We start from the raw sequence: 17,640 nt of genomic DNA on the forward strand, positions 1-17,640 counted from the left end.
CCCGCGATGAGGCCGATACATTCAACATCGATGTGGCTTGCAGGACTGCTATCGCGAGCAAGCTCGCTCCTACAAAAAGCGGTTTGCGTCGCTGCAGGAGCAGTCGGTCAACGCCCGTTTGCTCGCGATGCTTTTATAGCCGCACAAAAAAAGCCCCGTCACAGGGACGGGGCTTTCAGATCGGCAACCAACGGGTGTTCCTTAGAACACCACGCCCTGGCTGCGCAGGTAGTCGTCGTAGGTGCCGCTGAAGTCGGTCACGCCGTTCGGGCTCAGCTCGATGATGCGAGTGGCCAGGGACGATACGAACTCACGGTCGTGGCTGACGAAGATCAGGGTGCCCGGGTAGTTTTCCAGCGCCAGGTTCAGCGCCTCGATGGATTCCATGTCCAGGTGGTTGGTCGGTTCGTCCATCACCAGTACGTTGGGCTTTTGCAGGATCAGCTTGCCGAACAGCATGCGGCCCTGTTCACCACCGGAGATGACTTTCACCGACTTGAGGATCTCGTCGTTGGAGAACAGCATGCGGCCCAGGGTGCCACGGATGATCTGCTCGCCTTGAGTCCATTGGCCCATCCAGTCGAACAGGCTGACGTCGTCTTCGAAGTCATGGGCGTGGTCCTGGGCGTAGTAGCCCAGCTCGGCGCTTTCGGTCCACTTCACCGAACCGGCGTCCGGGGTCAGCTCGCCCATCAGGGTGCGCAGCAGGGTGGTCTTGCCGATACCGTTCGGGCCGATGATCGCCACGCGCTCGCCGGCTTCGACGGTGAAGCTGAAGTTCTTGAACAGGGTCTTGCCGTCGAAGCCCTTGGACATCTGCTCGATGGTCACGGCCTGGCGGTGCAGCTTCTTGGTCTGTTCGAAGCGGATGAACGGGCTGACGCGGCTCGATGGCTTGACCTCGGCCAGCTGGATCTTGTCGATCTGCTTGGCGCGGGAGGTGGCCTGCTTGGCTTTCGAGGCGTTGGCCGAGAAGCGGCTGACGAAGGTCTGCAGCTCGGCGATCTGGGCTTTCTTCTTGGCGTTGTCCGACAGCAGCTGCTCGCGGGACTGGGTCGCCGCGGTCATGTACTCGTCGTAGTTGCCCGGGAACAGGCGCAGCTCACCGTAGTCCAGGTCGGCCATGTGGGTGCAGACGCTGTTGAGGAAGTGACGGTCGTGGGAAATGATGATCATGGTGCTGTTACGCGCCGTCAGAATCGTTTCCAGCCAGCGGATGGTGTTGATGTCCAGGTGGTTGGTCGGTTCGTCGAGCAGCAGCACTTCCGGATCGGAGAACAGGGCCTGGGCCAGCAAGACCCGCAGTTTCCAGCCCGGAGCCACTTCGGTCATCGGGCCGAAATGCTGTTCCAGGGGAATGCCCAGGCCCAGCAGCAGTTCACCGGCGCGGGATTCGGCGGTGTAGCCGTCCATCTCGGCGAAGTCGGTTTCCAGCTCGGCCACGGCCATGCCGTCTTCTTCGCTCATTTCCGGCAGCGAGTAGATGCGATCGCGCTCGGCCTTGACCTTCCACAGCTCTTCGTGACCCATGATCACGGTGTCGATCACGGTGAATTCTTCGTAGGCGAACTGGTCCTGGCGCAGTTTACCCAGGCGAACGTTCGGCTCCAGCATGACCTGGCCGCCGGACGGCTCGAGGTCGCCGCCGAGGATCTTCATGAAAGTCGATTTGCCGCAACCGTTGGCGCCGATCAGGCCATAGCGGTTGCCGCCGTTGAACTTGACCGAAACGTTCTCGAATAGCGGCTTGGCGCCGAACTGCATCGTGATGTTAGCTGTGGAGATCAATTACTTACCTATCAGTGATTTAGAGCTGACATGAAACGGCTGACACCGATTGGAAAACCCTGTCTGGAGTCTCTCCAGGGCAGGACCGGGTCGGGGTTGAGCTGAGCCAGCGGGCATACGTCGACAGCAGCTTTGAGGCATGGGCCAAGCTGCCGAGCAAAAAATGCGGGAGTTCATGTTGGAATTTGGCGCGCATTGTCGCATATGTGCGCGGGCAGTTGTATGACAGCGAGCCACGGATTTTTCATACAGGCCGGTAAGCGTCTGCCGTTGTAAAAGTCGCCGCTGCGGATTTGCCCCGGGCAATGCGACTTAGGTCGTGGCACGGTAGGCGGACACATTTTCACAAATGGGAGTTAACCTTTGGTTACAAACTGTGGCTAAAATGCCGACCAGTTGCCACATGCCATCATTGGCATGGGTTCAGGGACGTACCATCAGGACCTCTTATCGCTTTCGGACGCTGCACATGACCCCCTCGGCCCAGGTGGCCCTAGCGGGGCGCAGTATGTTCTCTTCTGACATGTGACGATTTCCGTGAAACTCATCATTGCCGCTGTTTACGTTCTATCCATCGCGTATGTGCACCTGCGTGGTCGCGTGCGCCATAAACTGGGCCGCCAGCTGAGTGATCACTCGACCTTCCTGGCCCCCATCAACTGCTTCCTTTATCTGTTCTCGAAGATCCCCAACCGTCCATACCTCGATCCGGCCGACTTTCCCGACCTGAGCCCGCTGCAGGCGCACTGGGAAGAAATCCGCGCCGAAGGCCAGAGCCTGCTCAGGGCCGGTGAGATCAAGCGTTCGGAGCAGTACGACGACGTCGGCTTCAACTCGTTCTTCAAGACCGGCTGGAAGCGCTTCTACCTGAAGTGGTACGGCGACAGCCATCCTTCGGCGATGAAGCTGTGCCCGCGGACCACCGAACTGGTGCAAAGCATCGGTTCGATCAAGGCGGCGATGTTCGCCGAACTGCCGCCGGGCTCGAAGCTGGTGCGCCATCGCGACCCTTATGCCGGTTCCTACCGTTACCACCTGGGCCTGGAAACGCCCAACAGTGCCGGTTGCTACATCAATGTCGACGGTGAGAAGTATCACTGGCGTGATGGCGAGGCGGTGATGTTCGACGAGACCTACATCCACTACGCGGAAAACACCACCGAGCAGAACCGCATCATCCTGTTCTGCGACGTGGAGCGGCCGATGAAGTACCGCTGGGCCGCCGCCTTCAACCGCTGGTTCAGCCGCACCGTGATGGCCGCCGCCGGCTCGCCCAACGATGCCGGCGACCGCACCGGGGGCCTGAACCGCGCCTTCACCAAGCTGTACAAGATCCGCCTGCGCGGCAAAGAGCTGAAAAAGCGCAACCGCAAGCTTTATTACCTGGAAAAGTGGGCGATCTTCGCTGGGTTGTTGCTGCTGTTCATCTTCATCTGATTCGCCGGATGGCGAATCGCTGATCGCGGGNTTGCCCGCGATAAGTCTTTCAAGGCCTGTCCGCGCCTACCGCCTCCCAATCCGTCTATGTCGTGATCCACTGCCGCCTGGCCTGGCCTTGATGCCTGAGCGGCAGCTTTCGGGATCTGTATCGCCTCTTCGGGCGAGCCGATAACTCGTGTTACATGTCTGACGGATTATTTAATTAACAAGGCCGAACCTGCGACGTAGCCTGGACTCGAATGCGATAACTCGTCGTCATCCAGGAGGGTCGCCATGAACAACCTGCTTCGCGGTCTTGCCGTGTTCGCCCTGATGAGCGGGGCCAGCATCGCGGCGTTCGCCACGCCCCAGGCGTTCGCGGATAGCAGCCCGGCGCCCGCCATGCTGCTGGCGCAGAACCTGCCCGGCAGCAACAACAATCCCTACAACAGCCCGATACGTCGGGCCAACCCCAACAGCATGCAGGGCACCCAGCCCAGTGCCCCGGCTGTCCGTGGGGTTAATCCAGTACCGGTGCAACGCCCTCCGACCCTGGAGAACGGCGGCATCGGCAACGGTTACCCGCGCACCATCACCCAGCCGCGGATCATCGATCCGACACCCGTGACCCCACCCCGTAACCAACAGCAGCGATAAACGCTGACCGCCCGAGGCCGATGCCGGCCCCGGGCGGAAACCTTTTTATCGACAGAAGGAATCGTGCATGTTGCGTAAAACCCTCTTGGCGACAGTCTGCGCCAGCCTTGTTCTGGGCAGCGCGCTACCCGCGGTGGCCGCTACCCAACAGTTGCAGAGCGAGCTGGGCCCGCTGAGCCTGACCCCGCTGGTCGAGGGCCTGGACCACCCCTGGGCCCTGGCGTTCCTGCCGGACCGCCAGGGCATTCTGGTGACCGAGCGCCCCGGCAACCTGCGGCTGGTCGGCGCCGACGGCAAGCTCTCGGCGCCCCTGGGCGGCGTGCCGCAGGTCTGGGCCAAGGGCCAGGGCGGGTTGCTGGATGTGGTGTTGTCGCCGGACTTCAAGCAGGACCGCCTGGTCTATCTGTCCTACGCCGAAGGTGGCGGCGAGGGCGGCACGGCGGGGACGGCGGTGGGGCGCGGGCGATTGTCCAAGGACTTGAAGGCGATCAAGGACTTCCAGGTGATTTTCCGTCAGGCGCCCAAGCTCTCCACCGGCAACCATTTCGGTTCGCGCCTGGTGTTCGACCGCGACGGCTACCTGTTCATCACCCTGGGGGAAAACAACGAGCGCCCGACCGCCCAGGACCTGGACAAGTTGCAGGGCAAGATCGTGCGCCTGTATCCGGACGGCCGGATCCCGGAGGACAACCCCTTTGTCGGCCAGCCGGGCGTGCGCCCGGAAATCTGGTCCTACGGTCACCGCAACCCCCAGGGCGCGGCGCTCAATCCCTGGAGCGGCACCCTGTGGGATAACGAGCATGGGCCCAAGGGCGGCGACGAAATCAACCTGATCGAGCGTGGCAAGAACTACGGCTGGCCCCTGGCGACCCATGGCATCAACTATTCCGGCGCGCCGATTCCCGAAGCCCAGGGCAAGACTGCCCCGGGTACGGTGGCGCCGCGGCATGTCTGGGAGAAGTCCCCTGGCATCAGCGGCATGGCCTTCTATGACGGCGACCGCTTCAAGGCCTGGCAACACAACCTGTTTATCGGCGCCCTGGCTTCCCAGGAACTGATCCGCCTGCAGTTCGACGGCGACAAGGTGGGCCACGAGGAGCGCCTGCTGGGCGAACTCAAAGAGCGCATCCGCGACGTGCGCCAGGGGCCGGACGGTTATCTGTATGTGCTGACCGACGAGGACAAGGGCAGGCTGTACAAGGTCGGCCTGGAATAATTTAGGTACCTGTAGGAGCGAAGCTTGCTCGCGATAGCCGCGAAGCGGCGATTCATCCTACCAACACGGGTTATCGTCGAGGGTTTTTTCGCGAGCAAGCTTCGCTCCTACAGGGCGACGGGCGCGGGGGCAGGGTAGAGGATCACCGCCGCCTGCAGCTTGCCGCTGCCGAAACGGCACATCTTGGCGAACTCGCTGTGGCTCACCGGCAGGTGCTGGCAATCCATCGGCTGGCGGTGCTGGCTGTGGTCGACATCGGGATCGTGCAGGTAGACGAACTCCTCGTCGCAGTCGGTGACCATTATCCAATGCGGGGCCTTGGAGCGGGTCAGGCGGTAGCTGCTGATCAGCACCAGGGGCTGGCCTCCATCGGCCAGCAACCTTGGCAGGTCCAGTGGCCCACCCAGCACCTGCAACACGTCGCTGCTATCCAGCTCTGCACAGAACTCCTCGTGCACCAGGCGCATGACGTCTTTTTTATGCTCGTCGCGCACCCCGCCGAGAAACAGCGGCCCGCGGGTATTGACCTGCAGCCTGACCCTGAAGCCCCGGCGCCACGCGGCCAACGCCAGCCCCTGGGGGCTGCAGCCGCCATGGCCGGAGGTCATGAACACGGTGGTCGCCTCGCGCCACAGCTGCAGCTCCTCGCGCCGCTCCAGGGCCCGTCCGGGTTGCAGCGCGCCCATGGCCATCAGCAGGCAGGCCGGGCCGCAGGTGAAGTCGGTGGTCTGTTGGTAGTAGGGCACGCTGATACTGCGGGTTTCGCGATGCTGCAGGATGCGTTTTTCCAGGCGCAGGGCATCGGTGTGGTCCTCGTAGTAATCGTGCAGCACGGCGAAGCGCCGATAACCGCTGCGTTCGTACAGGGCGATAGCGGTCGGGTTGTCGGTGCGCACCTCAAGCCGCAGGTAGGCGCAGTCATGCTCCCGCGCGCAGGCTTCGATCTGTTCCAGCAGGCGCTTGCCCAAGCCCAGCCCGCGGGCTTCGACCGCGGTGGCGATCGAGTACAGGCGCGCCAGGGACGTACCGCGATGGAACAGCACCAGGGCATAACCCAGCAGATTTCCTGCGTGCTCGGCGACGATCAAGCGCGCATGGGCGCGGCTGATCATCCACTGGAAGCTGCGCGGGGTGAGGCGATCGGTGGTGAAACACTGCTGTTCCAGCCGTACCAGAGCGGGCAGGTCCTCAGGTAGGGCAACGCGAAAGACAAGATCCATATTACCGCCGTAAAAGTTGCGTAACGAAACGAGACTTTTAAAAAAGTTCGTGCTTAATAGAAAAGGTCTTGTTCTAAAACGGATCAAACATTATGTCAGCGGTACAAGGTCATTGGCGTGAAGTATCCGAGCAAAGTCTGCCGGCGACAATAACTCCGGTTAATTATTTTTCAACGCTTGGCGAAACTTCCAGTCAGCTGGTCATTATTGTCGAACGCAAGGAAGACTGGGCCTCTTACTTCCCCAGCGAAGATATCGTCAGCGCTCAGGAATACCTGGAACAGACCCGTGAAACCCAACCCGGCAAGCGGGTCCAGGTGATCAACCTGTGTCGCAGCTACAAGTACCTGGGCCACGGTTACTACTGCTCGCTGCTGGCCGAGGCGCGGGGGCACAAGGTGATTCCCTCGGTGCGCACCATCAGCGAGCTGACCCGCAAATCGCTCTACGGGCTGGCCCTGGACGACCTGGATAAAACCCTGGAAAAGGCCCTGAGCAATCATCTTTACAGCGATACCGAAGGTTTTACCCTGACCCTTTACTTCGGCAAGACTCATATAGAGCCCTTGCAGGAGTTGGCCCGTCAGTTGTTCGAAGTTTTTCCCTGCCCGATATTACTGGTGGACTTCAAACGAACTAACGGCTGGCATATCGAAGGCGTGAAGGCGGGTGCGCTACATAAGTTGCGCGAAGATCAGGAAGATCAATTCGCTCTCTCCCTGGACAGTTTCAGCCGGAAGATCTGGCGCGTGCCGCGCTCGAAAAGATTGGCCCGGTATGACCTGGCGATCCTGCATGACCCCCAGGAAGCCTTGCCGCCTTCCAACGCCCGGGCGCTGGAGAATTTTGTCCGGGTCGGCAAGGGCCTGGGCATCGATGTCGAGCTGATCGAGAAGAAGGATTACTCGCGTATCGCCGAGTACGACGCCTTGCTGATCCGCGAGACCACCAGCGTCGACAACCACACCTACCGCTTCGCCAAGAAGGCCGAAAGCGAAGGCCTGGTGGTGATGGACGATCCCGCCTCGATCCTGCGCTGCACCAACAAGGTCTACCTGACCGATCTGCTGAAAAGCCACCAGCTGGGCATGCCCGCCACCGAGATTCTGTACAAGGAGCGACCGGAAGATTTCGAGCGGGTCGGTGAACGCCTGGGCTTCCCGCTGGTGCTGAAGATTCCCGACGGCTGTTTCTCCCGCGGGGTGATCAAGGTCGAGAGCCAACAGGCGCTGCTGGAGGCCACCGCCGAGCTGTTCGAGCACTCGGTGCTGCTGCTGGCCCAGGAGTTCTTCTACACCGAGTACGACTGGCGCATCGGCGTACTCAACCGCAAGCCGATCTTTGCCTGCCAGTACTTCATGTCCAAGGGCCATTGGCAGATCTACAACCACAAGGCCAAGGGCCAGGACATCAACGGCGAATGCCGCACCCTGGCGATCCACGAGGCGCCGCGGGCGGTAGTGGAGCTGGCGGTGAAGACCGCCAATCTGATCGGCGACGGCCTGTACGGTGTGGACCTGAAACAGTCCGGCGACAAGGTGGTGGTGATCGAAGTCAACGACAACCCGAACCTGGACGCCGGCATCGAAGATGCCTACCTGCGTGACGACCTGTATTCCCTGGTACTCGAGGAGTTCGTCCGCCGCCTGGAGCTCAAGCGCCGCGGACAGGCCTGGTGAACGGTCGATGATCAAGAGCTATCAGCTGACCCAGGGCCGCCTGCTGGCGGTGGAGCGCCTGGACGCCGAGGTGATGCTGTTCAGCAACCCCGACCTCGCCGAACGCGACCTGCTGCACACGGACTTCAAGCTTGACGAACACGCCCTGGCCTCGGCCCTGGACCCGGACGAGGTGTCGCGCATCGAGTTCCACCCGGACAACCTGTTCCTGATCTGGAAGCGTCCGGAGAACTACTCCGGCGGCGGCAGCCTGTCGTTCGAGGTGTCGTCCTGCGGCCTGCTGTTTTCCCCGCAGCGCCTGCTGGTGATCGCCCACGACGACACCCAGCTCAGCGGCCTGGGGGCGCGCCAGGCCTTGCACAGCCCCCTCGACGTATTGCTGGACCTGCTGTCCAACAACATCCATCACTACCTGGGGCACCTCAAGGTGATCAAGATGGTCGCCCGGGAGTTGCAGCAGAAGTTCAACGACTCGATGGAGAACCGCCACCTGATCCAGATGTTCAACCTCAGCGAAAGCCTGATCTATTACATCAACGCCATTCACAGCAACGGCGCGGTGCTGACCCGGTTGCGCAACCACGCCGAGAAGGAACATTTCAGCGCCGAGGCCATCGGCCTGATCGACGACCTGATCATCGAGAACAACCAGTGCTACAAACAGGCGGAGATCTATTCGACGGTGTTTTCCGGGCTGATCGACGCGCGCGGCAACCTGATGAACAACAACATGAACAGCCTGCTGCGCAAACTGACCCTGATCAACGTGGTGTTCCTGCCGTTGAACCTGATCGCCAGCATTGGCGGCATGTCCGAATTCAGCATGATGACCGCCGGCACCCCCTGGTGGATTGCCTACCCCCTGTTCCTCGTGGCGATGCTGCTGGCGGCGGGGGGGATGGTGCTCGGTCTCAGGCGCCTGACCGGCAGCGGCAAGTGCGCCTGAGCGTTCAGGCCGGTTGCAGGGTCAGTACTTCGTAACCGTCGCGGGTCACCGCCACCGTGTGTTCCCACTGCGCCGACAGGCGGTTGTCCCGGGTGACCACGGTCCAGCCGTCTTTCAGGCCGCGCACCCGGGCGCTGCCCTGGTTGATCATCGGCTCGATGGTGAACACCATGCCTTCGCGCAGCTCCAGGCCGGTGCCGGGGCGACCGAAATGCAGGATCTGCGGTTCTTCGTGCATCTGCCGACCGATGCCGTGGCCGCAGTACTCGCGCACCACGCTGTAGCCTTGGGTTTCCGCGTGTTTCTGGATGGCGTGGCCGATATCGCCAAGGCGCGCGCCGGGGCGGACCACCTTGATGCCTTGCCACATCGCCTCGAAGGTGGCGCTCACCAGATGCTGGGCCTTGGGGCTGACGTTGCCGACCAGGTACATCTTGCTGGAGTCGGCGATAAAGCCGTTCTTTTCCAGGGTGATGTCGATGTTGATGATGTCGCCGTCCTTGAGGATGGCCTGCTCATGGGGCATGCCATGGCACACCACTTCGTTGATCGAGGTGTTGATCGAGTAGGGGTAGTTGTACTGGCCCTTGCTGGCCGGGCGGGCGCCCAGGTCGTGGCGGATGAAGCGCTCCACCGCGGTGTCCAGCTCCATGGTGGAAAGGCCGGGCGCGACCAGCTCGTCGAGAAAGCTGAACACCGTCGCCAGCAGGCGCCCGGACTCGCGCATCAGGGCCAGTTGTTGCGGGGTCTTGATCAGGGCCTGGGTCATTCGCTGCGCCCCCGGATCAGATCGCTCTTGTTCAGCAGCAGTTTATTGATCAGGTCGTTGTAGGCCAGGTGCGGATTGAGTTCGGCCAAGAGGCCGATCTTGATCCAGAACTCGGCCTGGGCGTTGATGGAGCGATCCATGGCGTCGCTGGCGACGCGGATCTGTTCATGCAACTGATCTGAAATCTTGACGATGCCCACGGGATTCATGCTCCTGAAAATATACGAAGCATATACGTTTCATATATTCGTGGGCAAACGGGGATCTCTCGATCGGGTTCAAGCCTGCTGGCGGGCAGGGCTGGCGGACCTGCGCTCACGAAGGCCGCGAACCACCAGATACAACAGCGGACCGATGGAGACGAACACCGCCGTCAGCAGCAGGTAAGGCAGCACCGACAATGCGGACTGGCCGCGAGAGCGGGCGTCCCGGTACATCCAGATGCCGGCCAGGGTCGCCAGCAGGTACAGGTCGATCACCACCTGCGCGGTGTCGGGGCGGGACATCAGGCCGAGGCCAAACTCGAGCAGCGATTGTTCCGCCTGCAGCATCACCGCGAAGGTGTAGCCGGCAAAGGCGATCAGGGCAATCAGGGGCAATCCGACAGACTTCATGGGTTCCTTCCTTGGTTTATGAATGAGGGGGGTTATGAATGAGGGCTTGAGCGAGCCGCGAGAGTAGCGCAGGCAGCGGCCGCTTCAAAGAATTGGCCATTGACTTGCCAGCAGCGCGCCGGTTAATTTCCTGGCCATGACTTTTTCCGCATTGCGTTCCCAGCCAAGCATTATTACCGCCATTCCTGATTGGCGGGATTGCTGACGACTGCACCCAACCCGCCCTAGAGGCGGGTTTTTTCTTTCTGTCTCCGGGGTCTTCAACACAGCCAGGAGAGCCGTATGAACCATCCCGCCGAGCCGCACACCCCGCTGGAACTGCTTGAGCACTACGTGAAGAAGATTCTCGCGGCGCCGGTCTACGACCTGGCGGTGCGCACCCCGTTGCAACCGGCGCCGGCCCTGTCGGCGGCGCTGGGCAACCAGGTACTGCTCAAGCGCGAGGATCTGCAGCCGACCTTTTCCTTCAAGATCCGCGGCGCCTACAACAAGCTGGTGCAGCTCAGTGACGAGCAAAAGCGGCGCGGGGTGATTACCGCGTCCGCCGGCAATCACGCCCAGGGCGTGGCACTGGCGGCGCGGGAACTGGGGATCAAGGCGACCATCGTCATGCCCTCTACCACGCCGCAGCTGAAAGTGCAGGGCGTCAGCAGCCGTGGCGCCGAGGCGGTGCTGCACGGCGAGAGTTTTCCCTTTGCCCTGGCCCATGCCCTGCAGCTGGCCGAGCACAGCGGCCAGACCTTCGTCTCGCCCTTCGACGACCCGGACGTGATCGCCGGGCAGGGCACGGTGGGCATGGAGATCCTGCGTCAGCACCCCGGGCGCCTGGACGCGATCTTCGTCCCGGTGGGCGGAGGCGGATTGATCGCCGGCATCGCCGCCTATGTGAAATACCTGCGCCCTGAGGTGCGTATCGTCGGTGTCGAGTCCGAGCATTCCAACTGCCTGCAGCAGGCGTTGCAGGCCGGGGAAAGGGTGCTGCTGCCCAGCGTCGGCACTTTTGCCGACGGCGTTGCCGTGGCGCAGGTCGGCGCCCATTGTTTCGAGCTGTGTCGCTTGCTGGTCGACGAGGTGATCACAGTGAGCAACGATGAGCTCTGCTGCGCGATGAAGGACATCTACGATGACACCCGTTCCATCACCGAGCCGTCGGGGGCGCTGGCGGTGGCTGGGATCAAGCAGTACGTGGCCCGCAGCGGGGTGCAGGGCGAAACCCTGGTGGCCATCGATTCCGGGGCCAATATCAACTTCGATCGCCTGGGGCAGGTGGCCGAGCGTGCGGCCTTGGGTGCGGTTGCGCTGGTGTAAGAAGGGAGCAGGGCTTCTGTAGCCGCTGGCGAAGCCTGCGCACGAGCGCGAAGCGCTCGCCAGCCGAACCCCTGATGCACCGCGTTGCCTGGCCTGGCGGCTACTGCGTAGCCGATCGCAGCCTGCGGCAGCGGCTACATCACCTGCGATGCAGCCGCCGGGGGCTGGATTATTCCGCGCGGGCCTTTTCGACCTTGTCCGAGGCGGACCACAGGCGGTAGCGCACTTCAATGTCCTTGGGGGCGTAGATCACGATCGGCAGCTTGCTGTTGTAGCGCAGCACGAAGCCTTCGCCGACCACCGGCACGAACGCCTGCTTGCTGGTGCCTTCGGGGCAGGCCATCAGGGTGCTCATCGGGCCGCTGACCTTGTCCAGGCGGTAGTAGGGGTAACCCCAGCCCTCAAGGTTCTTCTCTTCCAGCGCGCCGCCCAGGCGCTGACGGTTGCAGTCGACGGTCAGGGTCTTGCCGGCCAGCACCTCGACCTTGAAGTCTTCTTCCTTGGCCTGTTTGGGCAGATGGATCACCTGACGCACAAAACCTTCTTCGGCCTTGGGGTAGGGCGCCACGTCTTCGAGTTTGGCCGCATGGCTCAGGGTGGAAATACCGCTCAACAGCACAGCGATGGCGGTGGAAACAGGAAAAAAGCGCATAAGGCCTCCTTGCAGGTTGATCGACGGCTCTCTCCATGGAGGGAGCCGCTTGCTTGAAACGCCGGGCAGTTTGACTGGGTAACGCCCGGTCATGCAAACCGTGGCCCGTTTCGCCGCGGCAACTGACATGACGTTTTCCTTCAATATCCATGGATAAGTCGTTGATTTATAAAGCATGAAAATGGGAGAGAGGACGGCATGCATATGCTCCATCCTTTATTGGCGAGAGGCAGCTATCGGATCCGCAGGAGGTCCTCCAGTCGGGCGAAAGTCCTAGGACTGAGGGTGAAAAAAGCCTCACTGCTCAGAGCAAAAAAGAATTTAGTAGAAGCAAAAATACGGCCTAGTCTAGGAATTGGCTTTCTCTTCCAGGGAGGTTTAGTCATGCCGTACGCCGTATTTCGGGGGTGGAACCCCGAGACGATATTCTTGCCATCATTGAATGGCCACTGCACCAACGGAGAGATCTGCCATGTTCTTATCTGCCTTGGAACTGCGCAATATCATTGAATGCAGCTTCCTGCCCAAACGCTGCGAGTGCACCCTGAGCCCCGACCTGCACATGACCGTGAAAGTCTATGGCGACCATGAAACCGACCGCGTGGACCTGGTGGTCACCGGTATCGATGCGGCGAGCCTCAACGGCTGCCGGGAAATCAACGACCTGATCGCCGAACTGCGCTACGACCTGGCCAATCATCCGGGCAGCCAGCCCATCACCCTGAAGTCCAGGGTTCATTGATCGGCGGCTCTGCCAATGCCTGCGTTGCCTGCCTGGCCTGGATAAATCCCGGGCCAGGCGCAAACTCGACTCACCGCGAATAAAATCCCTGCCTGACTATCGCCGAGCTGCCTGCAACCTGGCGCGGGGTAGAGCAGGGCAGTCCTCAGTTCTGATAACTGCAGGCGTCCGACAATTTGCGGTAGCTGATGGCCTCCAGCTTGCCCGCCTTGTCGATAAAGGTCATGTCCGCGGTGATCACCTTGCACTCCGGCGTTGCAGGCTCGGTCATCGACACCACCTTGGCCACATTCAGCGGCATGCCATAGTGATAAGGCACCGGCTGCACCTGAGCCGTGTCCGCCTGAGCCAAACCCACAGCCCCGACAAAAGCCAAGGCCCCGACCAGCAAAATACGCATGTTCATGAGAATTTCTCCGATAAGCCCGACACAAACCGCCATCGAGCACGCCGCGGAGGGCGGCAGAGGATTCTGCGCTGCGCGGTCTCGTACAGTTTTGGGCTGGGGGATTAATCGAAGATTAAGTAGGGGGCTAATGAATCTTTGAGGTGCCGGGCTGATCACTCATAGCCGGCTGGGGGAAAAGAGTTTGAGCTGAAATTCTCAGCAAAAAGGATGTTCATAGAGGCAATTAGAACAATCAACGACTCAGCTTGAAAGGAAAAAAAGAAAGAGGTGGGTGAGTGGCCTTCCACTCATGTGCAAGCTTCTCAGCAGTCTGTATTTGTTCTGGGGTAATTTTTTCTGCAATATTAGGCAGGATGTCTTCAACATCTCGGCGGACGCCACCCCCACCATCCAGTTCGAGCAAGAGTGAAAGCAACGCATATGACTTTACAAAATCTAATGAATAACCGTAATTAGAAGGTTCTCCAGCCAAATAGGAGGCATATCCGAATACACCTTCTACATACCCAGAGTTGGCAGCCTTTTCGTTCCACTGTCTGAAGCCTTCAAGATCCTTTTTCTCTATCAAAATAGCAGCTAACCCCATCATTCCTCTAGGGTAACCTCCTTGAGCCGAAGCTCTCATCCAATGCTCAGCCTTTTCTGTTCTACTTGAGGGTGATAGAAAGAAACCTCCACCTTCTTTGTATTCGACTCCCAATAAATACTGCGCGAGCGCAAAACCATTCTCTGCCGATTGTTCGAGCCACTTCTTGTCAGCAGTAAGCTCGTACATAAGATACATAGACTCGGCATTACCATTCGCAGCCTGCTCACCTGCATGCTGTTTAGCCATCTGTAGCCACTCTCTTGGCTCTTTACGGCCTTCAGGGCAGTTTCCCATTGCTACGCAGAGATCATCGGCATTCCCGGCCAACCGGATCATTGAATAGATATCACCTTGCAGGGCCGCTGCCTCGTAAGCACTTTGCGCTTCAGGGGTGATGTATCTTTTGCTCTTGCGAATTGCCTCGCCTAAAAAATACTGTGACTCTGAATCACCAGCGTCTGCAGCTGCTCTTAGATAAGGAACTGCCGAAATGGTTTTGAACTGGTTGTATAGAACCAACCCTTGTTCTTTAGCTGTCTGCTGCTCCGCAGAAAACTGTGCATGAGCTTGGCTGAGAGCCATCAACAAGATAACGGCAATGCAGTAAGGGAATCTCATAAGAGTTACTGGCTTAGCCTGTCAGGGAAAAAAGATAGAGGTGGGTGGCTAACCTTCCACTTTTTGGATGCTTCTATTGCTTCCTCTATTTGTTGTGGGGTCATTTTTTTTGCAATTAGAGGGAGCTTGTATTCAACATTTTCTTGCATTCCACCGCCCCCGTCCAACTCCTTTAAAAGATAGATGAGGGCATAGCCTTTTATAGGCTCGAAAGGAAATCCATAAGTATCGGGTTCATGGGCAAGATCAGAGCCGTAACCATATACTGTTGGGGCATAACCAGTTAAAGCTGCTTTTTCATTCCACTGACGAAAGCCTTCTGTGTCACCCTTTTCAAACAATATGGCCGCATATTCCATCATCGCTTTTGGGTAACCACCCTCGGCGGATGCCTTAAACCACTTCTCAACTACTTCGGCACGGCTCCATGGCAAAAGAAAACCTTCACCCTGCTTGTACAGTATTCCCATCCAGTACTGGGCAATCGCATGACCGTTAGTGGCGGCTTTTTCAAGCCAAGTGTTATCCAGTGTAATCTCATACATTACATACATTGCTTCTGCATCCTTTGCAGAAGCTTGAGGTTCGGCAAGTTCTTTAGCTTTATTTAGCCAATCAATTGGATTCTTCTGGTCAATAGGACAGTCCTTTGCCATTTTGCAGAGGTCATCCTTATCCCGGCCAAGTTGAATCATCGCGTATAAATTGCCTTGAGATGCGGCCGCCTCATACCACTTTTTTGCCTCAGAATTCATAAAGTGATTCTTTTTTCTGAGTGCCTCCGCCAAGAAGTATTGTGACTCATCGTCTCCTGCCTCGGCTGCAACAGTCAAAAAAGGAGCAGCCGAAGTGGCTTTGAACTGATTGTATAGAATCAATCCTTGCTCTTTAGCGGTCTGCTGCTCCGGCGAAAGCCCCGCGGTCACTTGACTGGAGAACAACAAGAAAATAGCCGTCACTATGGAAGATATTTTCAAAAAGTGATCTCCGGTCCAAGTAGAAATCGATGAGGTTGTTAGTGGTGAATGTCAATACCCAAGTTTGTCTGGAAAATACGAAATGGGCGGGTGAGAGGATTTCCATTTCATTGCAAACTCTTTTGCTTCTTCGATTTGGCTGGGCGTCATTTTTTCAGCAATTTCTGGAAGTACTTCTTCAAGGTAAGGTTGAACGTTTCCACCGCCACCATCCAAGTCAGATAATAGTGAGGTTATCCCATACCCTTTTACAACATCATAGGGGAAGTCAAAGCGTGATGGCGCATGGGCTAAGTATGCACCATAGCTGCTGATACCTTCCTTTAGCCCGGCTTCGGCAGATTTCTTAATCCATTTTCGTACAGCAGATAGATCGCCATTGTCTTCATATAAAAAGACTGCATACTCCATCATCGCCTTGGGATAGCCGTTCTCTGCAGACCTTCTTAGCCAGTCGCCTACGACGCTGTTACGTTTCCATGGCAGAAAGAAACCTTCACCTTGCCGTATACCAATTGCCATCCAGTATTGAGCAATAGCATGATCATGCTCTGCGGATTTTTCCAACCAATCTTTATTTGATGTTACTTCATACATAATGAACATGGCTTCGGCATCGCCTTGCTCTGCTTTTGGTTTGGCCATGTCTTGAGCGTGTTTTAACCATCCTGATGGGGTTCTTTTCCCATCAGGGCAGTTTTTTAACGTTGCACACAGATCTTTTTTACTGCGCCCTAGCCGAATCATGGAGTAAAAATCGCCTTGCTCTGCGGATTTTTCATACCATGATTGTGCTTCTTTGGTAATGAACTGATTAGTAAGGCGTAGCTCTTCCGCTAGATAGAACTGTGCTTCAGGATCTCCCGCCTCTGCGGCTAATCGAAGTTTATGTTCCGCAGATTTATATTGATTGAATAATGCAATTCCTTGTTCTTTAGTAGCCTGCTGCTCTGGTGAAAGCCCGGCATTTACCTGTCCACAGAGTATTAGGAAAAGAGCTGTAGCAATGAAGGGCGTCTTCATAGGGTATATTCAATTGAATACTAAAAACCTAATTTAGGAGGAAAGAAGGAGAGTGGTGGGTGGGTGGCCTTCCATTCTACAGATTTTCTTTCAGCTTCGGTAACTTGCAAGTTTGTCATCTTTGATTCTATTTTAGGCAGTGTGTCATCCACAAATTTCTGTACGCCACCACCTCCATCTAGCTCTTTCAGGAGAGATATTAATGCGTGGCCCTTAACTAAGTCAGTTTTGAAGCCTAAAGTGTCAGGTTCTACTGCTAGAAAATATCCATAAGCGTAAACGCCACTTTCATAGCCAGTTTTAGCTGCTTGTTCTAACCAGTAACGAGCTCCGGCCAAGTCACCTTCGCCTCTTAGAACGCCGAAATATTCCATCATTGCTTTGGGGTTACCACCCTCTGCAGCCTGTTTTAATAGGTCTTCAGTAGCTTGTGAACGTGCCCATGGGAAAATAAAAAAACCTTCCCCTTCTTTATATCTGTTGGCCAGCAAGCGTTGCGCAGGGGCGTATCCAGCATCGGCAGACCTCTTTAGCCAGTCCAGTTCACCCTTAATGCTATACATCACGGCCATTGCTTCTCCATCACCTTTTTGTATTAGTGGCTCAGTAGTCTTCAACAGCAACTTCATCCAGTCACTGGGGGTATTTAGACCTGGAGGGCATTGTTTGATTACACTGCATAGATCGCTTTTAGATGTGGCGAGCCTAAACATTGCATAGTAGTTGCCTTGGATTGCGGAAGCTTCATACCATTTTTTAGCTTCAGGTGTGATGTACTGGTTCTGTTTTCTTATATATTCGGCTAGGTAAAATTGCGACTCGCTATCACCTGCGCTAGCAGCAATACGCAATTCTGGCTCAGCAACTTTGTATTGGTTGAATAGAATGATTCCCTGTTTTTTTGCTAGCGCTTCTTCTTCTGCTAATGCGGCTAGTGTGTTATCTATAGATGCAAAAAAAATAAAAAAAGTTGAGAACAAGATGGTGCTAAGTATTGATTTGGTTTTTTTCATG

The 17,640-nt window shown here is 57.6% G+C and carries 17 protein-coding genes and 1 pseudogene; 7 read left to right on the forward strand and 11 right to left on the reverse strand.

Annotated elements, in window-relative coordinates; translation table 11 throughout:
• Nucleotides 1-201 precede the first annotated feature (201 nt).
• Nucleotides 202-1,788, reverse strand: a complete 1,587-nt coding sequence (locus ACTJKT_RS00275; protein WP_009043780.1) for an ABC-F family ATPase — start codon at nt 1,786-1,788, stop codon at nt 202-204.
• 537 nt (nt 1,789-2,325) lie between these two features.
• Here ACTJKT_RS00275 and lpxO point away from each other — a divergent pair.
• The 3 genes from lpxO to ACTJKT_RS00290 all read left to right on the forward strand — a co-directional run bounded on the left by lpxO (nt 2,326) and on the right by ACTJKT_RS00290 (nt 5,080).
• A complete protein-coding gene (gene lpxO / locus ACTJKT_RS00280; protein ID WP_440785701.1) occupies nt 2,326-3,225 on the forward strand; it encodes a lipid A hydroxylase LpxO in 900 nt (299 codons plus the stop codon).
• 276 nt (nt 3,226-3,501) lie between these two features.
• A complete protein-coding gene (locus ACTJKT_RS00285; protein WP_440785702.1) occupies nt 3,502-3,864 on the forward strand; it encodes a hypothetical protein in 363 nt (120 codons plus the stop codon).
• 67 nt (nt 3,865-3,931) lie between these two features.
• The gene (locus ACTJKT_RS00290; RefSeq protein WP_440785703.1) at nt 3,932-5,080 is read left to right on the forward strand and encodes a PQQ-dependent sugar dehydrogenase; all 1,149 of its coding nucleotides are present in this window, start codon (nt 3,932-3,934) and stop codon (nt 5,078-5,080) included.
• Nucleotides 5,081-5,187: 107 nt separating this feature from the next.
• Here the strand turns inward: ACTJKT_RS00290 and rimI are convergent, their stop codons facing one another.
• On the reverse strand, nt 5,188-6,300 hold the full coding sequence (gene rimI / locus ACTJKT_RS00295; RefSeq protein ID WP_440785704.1) for a ribosomal protein S18-alanine N-acetyltransferase: 1,113 nt from the start codon (nt 6,298-6,300) through the stop codon (nt 5,188-5,190).
• Between the two features lie 92 nt (nt 6,301-6,392).
• Here rimI and ACTJKT_RS00300 point away from each other — a divergent pair, with 92 nt between their 5' ends.
• Both ACTJKT_RS00300 and ACTJKT_RS00305 read left to right on the forward strand, forming a co-directional pair.
• Complete coding sequence (locus ACTJKT_RS00300) at nt 6,393-7,979, forward strand: RimK family protein (RefSeq protein ID WP_440785705.1); 1,587 nt, start codon at nt 6,393-6,395, stop codon at nt 7,977-7,979.
• Nucleotides 7,980-7,986: 7 nt separating this feature from the next.
• Nucleotides 7,987-8,925 carry a magnesium transporter CorA family protein gene (locus tag ACTJKT_RS00305; protein ID WP_440785706.1) on the forward strand — a complete coding sequence of 313 codons (939 nt, stop codon included), beginning with the start codon at nt 7,987-7,989 and terminating at the stop codon, nt 8,923-8,925.
• A gap of 4 nt (nt 8,926-8,929) precedes the next feature.
• On the opposite strand, the gene map is transcribed toward ACTJKT_RS00305, so the two are convergent.
• The 3 genes from map to ACTJKT_RS00320 form a co-directional block, all read right to left on the reverse strand.
• Nucleotides 8,930-9,694 (reverse strand): type I methionyl aminopeptidase, encoded by a 765-nt coding sequence (gene map, locus ACTJKT_RS00310; protein ID WP_440785707.1) that lies wholly within the window; start codon nt 9,692-9,694, stop codon nt 8,930-8,932.
• Nucleotides 9,691-9,894: a ParD-like family protein gene (locus ACTJKT_RS00315; RefSeq protein ID WP_009048910.1), complete on the reverse strand. Its 204-nt coding sequence runs from the start codon at nt 9,892-9,894 to the stop codon at nt 9,691-9,693. The genes map and ACTJKT_RS00315 overlap by 4 nt, the downstream gene beginning before the upstream one ends.
• A 78-nt stretch (nt 9,895-9,972) precedes the next feature.
• Entirely contained in the window at nt 9,973-10,308 is a 336-nt protein-coding gene (locus ACTJKT_RS00320) for a DUF2834 domain-containing protein (protein WP_038579174.1), read from the reverse strand.
• A 282-nt stretch (nt 10,309-10,590) separates the two neighbouring features.
• Here ACTJKT_RS00320 and ilvA point away from each other — a divergent pair.
• Nucleotides 10,591-11,598: pseudogene (gene ilvA / locus ACTJKT_RS00325) on the forward strand (threonine ammonia-lyase, biosynthetic); the annotation flags it as partial.
• A gap of 187 nt (nt 11,599-11,785) precedes the next feature.
• Here the strand turns inward: ilvA and eco are convergent.
• Complete coding sequence (gene eco, locus ACTJKT_RS00330) at nt 11,786-12,268, reverse strand: serine protease inhibitor ecotin (RefSeq protein ID WP_440785708.1); 483 nt, start codon at nt 12,266-12,268, stop codon at nt 11,786-11,788.
• 472 nt (nt 12,269-12,740) lie between these two features.
• Here eco and ACTJKT_RS00335 point away from each other — a divergent pair, with 472 nt between their 5' ends.
• On the forward strand, nt 12,741-13,010 hold the full coding sequence (locus ACTJKT_RS00335; RefSeq protein WP_096374174.1) for a DUF1652 domain-containing protein: 270 nt from the start codon (nt 12,741-12,743) through the stop codon (nt 13,008-13,010).
• 145 nt (nt 13,011-13,155) lie between these two features.
• Here the strand turns inward: ACTJKT_RS00335 and ACTJKT_RS00340 are convergent, their stop codons facing one another.
• The 5 genes from ACTJKT_RS00340 to ACTJKT_RS00360 form a co-directional block, all read right to left on the reverse strand.
• The gene (locus ACTJKT_RS00340) at nt 13,156-13,416 is read right to left on the reverse strand and encodes a DUF2790 domain-containing protein (protein WP_440785709.1); all 261 of its coding nucleotides are present in this window, start codon (nt 13,414-13,416) and stop codon (nt 13,156-13,158) included.
• A gap of 235 nt (nt 13,417-13,651) precedes the next feature.
• The gene (locus tag ACTJKT_RS00345) at nt 13,652-14,626 is read right to left on the reverse strand and encodes a tetratricopeptide repeat protein (protein ID WP_440785710.1); all 975 of its coding nucleotides are present in this window, start codon (nt 14,624-14,626) and stop codon (nt 13,652-13,654) included.
• A 5-nt stretch (nt 14,627-14,631) separates the two neighbouring features.
• Nucleotides 14,632-15,603, reverse strand: a complete 972-nt coding sequence (locus ACTJKT_RS00350) for a tetratricopeptide repeat protein (protein WP_440785711.1) — start codon at nt 15,601-15,603, stop codon at nt 14,632-14,634.
• Between the two features lie 51 nt (nt 15,604-15,654).
• On the reverse strand, nt 15,655-16,626 hold the full coding sequence (locus ACTJKT_RS00355) for a tetratricopeptide repeat protein (RefSeq protein ID WP_440785712.1): 972 nt from the start codon (nt 16,624-16,626) through the stop codon (nt 15,655-15,657).
• Between the two features lie 20 nt (nt 16,627-16,646).
• Nucleotides 16,647-17,639, reverse strand: coding sequence for a tetratricopeptide repeat protein (locus tag ACTJKT_RS00360; RefSeq protein WP_440785713.1), 993 nt, complete (start codon nt 17,637-17,639; stop codon nt 16,647-16,649).
• Nucleotide 17,640: the final 1 nt, after the last annotated feature.

Origin of the sequence: Pseudomonas sp. 22526 (genome assembly GCF_052044735.1) — a bacterium.
Taxonomy (GTDB): domain Bacteria; phylum Pseudomonadota; class Gammaproteobacteria; order Pseudomonadales; family Pseudomonadaceae; genus Aquipseudomonas; species Aquipseudomonas piscium.

What these genes read in the sequence shown, in the direction of transcription:
- ACTJKT_RS00335 (WP_096374174.1), top strand. Translation starts at nt 12,741, where the DNA reads ATGTTCTTATCTGCCTTGGAACTGCGCAATATCATTGAATGCAGCTTC.
- ACTJKT_RS00355 (WP_440785712.1), bottom strand. Translation starts at nt 16,626, where the DNA reads ATGAAGACGCCCTTCATTGCTACAGCTCTTTTCCTAATACTCTGTGGA.
- ACTJKT_RS00345 (WP_440785710.1), bottom strand. Translation starts at nt 14,626, where the DNA reads ATGAGATTCCCTTACTGCATTGCCGTTATCTTGTTGATGGCTCTCAGC.
- ACTJKT_RS00300 (WP_440785705.1), top strand. Translation starts at nt 6,393, where the DNA reads ATGTCAGCGGTACAAGGTCATTGGCGTGAAGTATCCGAGCAAAGTCTG.
- ACTJKT_RS00320 (WP_038579174.1), bottom strand. Translation starts at nt 10,308, where the DNA reads ATGAAGTCTGTCGGATTGCCCCTGATTGCCCTGATCGCCTTTGCCGGC.
- ACTJKT_RS00290 (WP_440785703.1), top strand. Translation starts at nt 3,932, where the DNA reads ATGTTGCGTAAAACCCTCTTGGCGACAGTCTGCGCCAGCCTTGTTCTG.
- map (WP_440785707.1), bottom strand. Translation starts at nt 9,694, where the DNA reads ATGACCCAGGCCCTGATCAAGACCCCGCAACAACTGGCCCTGATGCGC.
- ACTJKT_RS00360 (WP_440785713.1), bottom strand. Translation starts at nt 17,639, where the DNA reads ATGAAAAAAACCAAATCAATACTTAGCACCATCTTGTTCTCAACTTTT.
- ACTJKT_RS00285 (WP_440785702.1), top strand. Translation starts at nt 3,502, where the DNA reads ATGAACAACCTGCTTCGCGGTCTTGCCGTGTTCGCCCTGATGAGCGGG.
- rimI (WP_440785704.1), bottom strand. Translation starts at nt 6,300, where the DNA reads ATGGATCTTGTCTTTCGCGTTGCCCTACCTGAGGACCTGCCCGCTCTG.
- ACTJKT_RS00340 (WP_440785709.1), bottom strand. Translation starts at nt 13,416, where the DNA reads ATGAACATGCGTATTTTGCTGGTCGGGGCCTTGGCTTTTGTCGGGGCT.
- ACTJKT_RS00305 (WP_440785706.1), top strand. Translation starts at nt 7,987, where the DNA reads ATGATCAAGAGCTATCAGCTGACCCAGGGCCGCCTGCTGGCGGTGGAG.
- eco (WP_440785708.1), bottom strand. Translation starts at nt 12,268, where the DNA reads ATGCGCTTTTTTCCTGTTTCCACCGCCATCGCTGTGCTGTTGAGCGGT.